General features: G+C 57.5%; 2 protein-coding genes and 1 pseudogene. 2 read left to right on the top strand and 1 reads right to left on the bottom strand.

Annotated features, from left to right (window positions below; genetic code table 11):
* A partial coding sequence (locus BLX24_RS32975) for a hypothetical protein (RefSeq protein ID WP_177225961.1) occupies positions 1-344 on the top strand: 344 nt, incomplete at its 5' end.
* A 51-nt stretch (positions 345-395) separates the two neighbouring features.
* Here the strand turns inward: BLX24_RS32975 and BLX24_RS32970 are convergent.
* On the bottom strand, positions 396-542 hold the full coding sequence (locus BLX24_RS32970) for a hypothetical protein (RefSeq protein ID WP_177225960.1): 147 nt from the start codon (positions 540-542) through the stop codon (positions 396-398).
* A 40-nt stretch (positions 543-582) separates the two neighbouring features.
* On the opposite strand from BLX24_RS32970, the pseudogene BLX24_RS29395 reads away from it, so the two are divergent.
* Positions 583-5229, top strand: a pseudogene (locus BLX24_RS29395) (hypothetical protein); the annotation flags it as partial.

Here is a 5229-nt window from a genome sequence, read left to right as displayed (position 1 = left end):
TGACCAATGCGTCGGGCTGTACGGCGGTGGCCGGTACCGGAGTGATTGTCAACAGCGTGCTGACGGCGCAGGCGACGCAGGCGGTGGTGTCGGGCGTGCTGGGATCGGGCTCCTGTTCGGTGCAGATCACGGGTACGGGCATCGGCGACCGGTTTTTGATCACGGGACCGGGCGGTTATGTGTTCAGCACGGTATACCGTGTGGGTGGCACCCATCCGTTTGCGACGACGGTGACGATCACGAAACCGGGCACGTATACCTACACGGCCTGGTATACCAACCCCTGCGGTGGGGTAAGCCAGGATCGGCGCACGGTGATCGTAACCGGTACGGCTTGTCAGTAGAAAAACAGAAGGTGTTGATAACTGAGGTAAGTAATTTACGGTAAGTGTATCTTAAATAGCATCAATCGACCAGGTTTCGCCGAAAAAAGTCTGTTTGGCAGAATCCTGGTATCGATTGGCAGGATTCAGGTATCGATGGCAGGCATCGGGTATTGATTGGCAGGATTCGAACAGCAGGGCAGGCGTATTTTGTACCATTCGAACACTTGTATTTTCCCAATCACTTCACGATCCATTTATGGACTTATCCATTTTACCCTGTAAGCGTCGGGGTATTCTTCCGGCGTTATGGAGACACGTTTTTTTTCTTTGGTATCCCGTTGAGCAACGGGTGCTGTTCCGGCAACGTTCATGGGTATCCGTCAGCGTTCAGACGCTGATACTGGTTCTTTTTTTCTGTGCCGGTGTGTATGCGCAAACGCCGTGTTCGCTTCCGGATGCAGCTATGACCAATACCGGCGCCGCTAACTGTGTAGGAGCGGCCAGTCTGTCGGCCAGCAGCAGTCAGAGCATGGCCCGGATTGATTGGTTCAGATCAGGGACGCTGGTGGCCAGTGCCAATGCACAGTCGGCGGTTACGGGCAGTACGGTGGCAGGAGGAAACGGACAAGGTAGCGGGCCGGATCAGCTGAACTTGCCGCAAGGGGCTTTTGTCGATGCCAGCGGGACGGTCTATGTAGCCGATTACAATAATCACCGCGTGCAGAAATGGCTCCCCGGGGCAACAACCGGCATTACGGTAGCAGGCGGCAACGGACAGGGAACGGCCAATAACCAGCTCTCCAGTCCTGCCGGTGTGTTTGTGGATGCAACCGGGGCGGTGTATGTTTCCTGTAGTGCAAGCGCCCGTGTGATGAAGTGGGCGGCGGGCGCCACCAGTGGTACGATCGTGGCTGGTACAGGATTTGGAGGGGCGGCCGCCAATCAGCTGAATGCGCCGGGGCAGCTCTATGTAGATGCCGCCGGAGCGGTATATGTCGCCGATGCAAACAACTACCGGGTACAGAAATGGGCTGCCGGGGCAACCAGTGGCACAACCGTGGCCGGTGGCAACGGACAGGGGAGCGGTCCCAATCAGTTTTCGTTTGTTTCGGGCATGTATGTGGATGCTGCCGGAGCCGTATACGTGGCCGATGGCGGGCTAAACCGTGTCATGAAGTGGGCTAAAGGAGCGACCAGCGGTACCGTGGTGGCCGGTGGCAACGGAGCCGGTAATGGAGCCGGTCAGCTGAACGGGCCGCGTGGTTTATTTATCAATAGCAGCGGGGATATATACATTGCTGATATGACCAATCAGCGGGTGCAGAAATGGGCATCCGGGGCAACGAGCGGTACAACCGTTGCCGGCGGATATGGGTTTAATCTGGAAGGGGGGGCATATTTTAACTCCCCCATTGCCGTACATGTCGACGGAGCCGGATCTGTTTATGTGACGGACTTTGGTAATAACCGGATACAGAAATGGCTCTCGACCAATGTGTCGTATGTGCCGGCAATGCCGGGTGTTTACTCGGCGCTGATTACCGGTACCAACGGTTGTACGGCGCTCACCAACAGCATCACAATAACGTCATCGTTTTCACTGAATATTTCGGCAAGCCCGTCCCTGACGGTAAGCCCTGATCAGCGGACAACCCTAACCGCCAGCGGGGCCGATAGCTATACCTGGAGCACGGGTGAAACAACCGCATCAATTTCTGTAAACACACCCAATGTCTACTCCGTAACGGGCCTCTCCGGCGGTTGTGTGGCGGTGTCTGGTATTACGGTGGTGGCTGCGGCCTGCGTAGATCCGGCCGTGAGCCTGACCAATACGGGAGCCGCGAATTGTATAGGAGCCGCGAGTTTGTCGGTTGCCAGCGATCAGACACTGTTACGGGTAAGCTGGTATAACGGAACAACACTAGTCAGTTCGGCATATGCCTTTACGGCGACCACGGCTGCCGGTGGAAACGGACAGGGTACCAGCTTAAATCAACTCGATTTGCCGCAGGGCATTTATGTCGATGCCGCCGGTGCCGTTTATGTGGCCGACTTCAACAACCATCGGGTAACGAAATGGACGGCCGGTGCGTCAACCGGTGTTACGGTGGCCGGTGGCAACGGACAGGGCAGCGGGCTTAACCAACTAAACAGGCCCAACGCTGTATTCGTCGACGCAGCCGGAGCGGTCTATGTCGGAGACCGTGACAATAACCGGATTATGAAATGGGCGGCGGGGGCGACCAGCGGAACGGTCGTAGCCGGTGGCAATGGTACCGGAAGCGGATTGAACCAGCTGAATAGTCCCGAGGGCTTGTATATCGATGCGGCAGGGAATGTCTACATTACCGATTTCAATAACTACCGGGTGGTTAAATGGGCGCCCGGCGCTACCAGTGGTACCGTTGTCGCCGGGGGGAATGGCCGTGGCAATGCGCTTAACCAGTTAAATAACCCGGTTGGCTTATACCTCAATGCTACCGGTGCGGTATTTGTGAGTGATGCAGCAAACCACCGGGTGATGAAATGGGCACCCGGCGCTACCAGCGGCACAGTCGTTGCCGGGGGCAATGGGGGAGGGTCGTATGCTACCCAGTTATATAGTCCGCGTGGCATTTTTGTGGACGCCGGTGATGCCGTTTATGTAGCAGACGTGACCAACCAGCGGGTGCAGAAATGGGCATCGGGAGCGACCAGCGGAACCACCGTAGCCGGTGGAAACGGATACAATACAGATGCCTATGGCTTTAACTCACCGATCCATGTGTTTGTCGATGCCGTCGGCTCGGTCTACGTAACAGACTTCGGTAACCATCGGATTCAGAAGTGGCGGCCGATTCCGGTGAATGCCGGTTATAGGCCACAAACTAGTGGCACCTACACCGCCCGCGTAACCAGTTCGGCAGGGTGTACCGCCGTTTCATCTACGGTGACCATCGGAGCAACGCCAAATGTTACAGTAGCGCCGGTTTCAAAAACCATAACAGAGGGGCAACGTGTCACACTCACAGCATATAGCGGATTAACATACCGGTGGCCGGATAACTCAACCAGTGCGACGCTGGTGGTGTCACCGGCTGTCGGTACGGCCGTGTATACCGTTACCGGTACGACTGGCGGCTGCTCGGCCACGGCCACGGCTACCATTAGTGTGACGCCATGCAATACGCCGGTGATGAGCCTGACGAATACCGGTGCGGCCAGTTGTGTGGGCCTGACCAGCCTGACCCTGTCCGGCAGTCAGCTTATCAGCCAGGCCGATTGGTATAACGGCACCACGCTGGTGCATACAACCAGGGCAGAGGCTGTAACGGCCGGTATTACGGTGGCGGGAGACCCGAACGGGGGAGACGGAGACGGACCCGACCGCCTGAGTTACCCGGCCAGCGTATGTCTGGATGCGGCCGGTAATGTATACGCAGCAGACTATACGAATAACCGGGTAATGAAATGGGCGCCGGGGGCGACCAGCGGCACCGTTGTCGCCGGGTTTGGCGGTGCAGCCAGCACAGACGGAGCCAATGAGCTAAGCGGGCCGGCAGGTATATTTGTCGATGCGGCAGGCAACCTGTACGTAGCAGACGGAAATAATAGCCGGGTTCAGAAATGGGCGCCCGGCGCAACCAGCGGAACCACCGTGGCTGGTGGCCATGGTTATGGTGAAGATCCGGACCAGCTCAGTGTGCCAGCCAGTGTATTTGTCGATGCAACGGGCAATCTGTATGTAGCTGACCAAAATAATAGCCGGATTCAGAAATGGGCTCCGGGGGCGACCAGCGGAACGACCGTAGCCGGTGGTAATGGCGATGGGATTAATGCAAACCAGTTAGGCCTGCCGTCGGCTGTAGTTGTCGATGCCGCTGGTATGATCTACGTAGCAGAAGCCGGCAATGGTCGGGTGACGAAATGGGCCGCCGGTGCTCTGAGCGGAACGCTGGTGGCTGGTATCAGCGGAAGTCCCGGGCCATCCGCACAACAGCTTGATTATCCGGCCGGTATCTATGTTGATGCTGCCGGCACTTTGTATATCGCCGACCAGAACAACAACCGGATTCAGAAATGGCTGCCAGGAGCAACCGCCGGTATAACTGTAGCGGGCACCGGTACAGACAGTGGCAATGAGGCGGGCAAACTGTCCGGCCCGTCCGGCGTAATTGTCGATCAGAATGGCACAATCTATATTTCGGATGGCTATAATAACCGGATCCAGAAATGGGAGTCCGGCGAGGCAAAGCTGACGTATACCCCCGCAGAAACCGGCACCTATAAGGTTGTGGTAACGATGCCGAACGGCTGTACGGCGCAAACCAATGAGGTTCAGATCAGCGGTCCGCCGTCACTGACCGTCGTACCGGCCTTACAGACGATTTCGGCGGGTATGAGCGCAACACTGGCCGTTTCGGGCGGTACGGCCTTTACCTGGAGTTCGGGCCAAAGCACATCGGCTATCACCGTGAGCCCGGTCAGCACAACGGCTTACTCCGTCACCGTGGCCAATGCCTCAGGGTGCGTTTCTGAGACGAGTGCCACCCTTACGGTCGTACCGGCCGTGACGGCTCAGATCGGCGGTACCCTGTCGGTTTGTGCCGGTAGCAGTACCACGCTGACCGTCAGTGATCTGGCTAACCGGCCAAATGTGACTTATCACTGGTCGACGGGTGAAAGCACAACCGCCATTGTCGTTTCGCCGGTCAGTACGACGGCCTATTCGGTCACCATTGCCGATGCATTCGGCGGGTATTCGACAACCAGCGTAACCGTTTCGCTGAATCCGGCGGTGACGGTCAGTGTGGCAGGTAATCTGTCGGTATGTCCCGGGGGCAGTACCACCCTGACCGCTACGGCTCTGGCGGGTGGTCAGAGCCTGACCTACGGCTGGTCGACGGGAGAGAGCCTGTCGGCG

The sequence above is a fragment of the Arsenicibacter rosenii genome, from assembly GCF_001870735.1.
Lineage (GTDB): Bacteria > Bacteroidota > Bacteroidia > Cytophagales > Spirosomataceae > Arsenicibacter > Arsenicibacter rosenii.
This window is presented reverse-complemented; position numbering and strand designations above follow the sequence as displayed.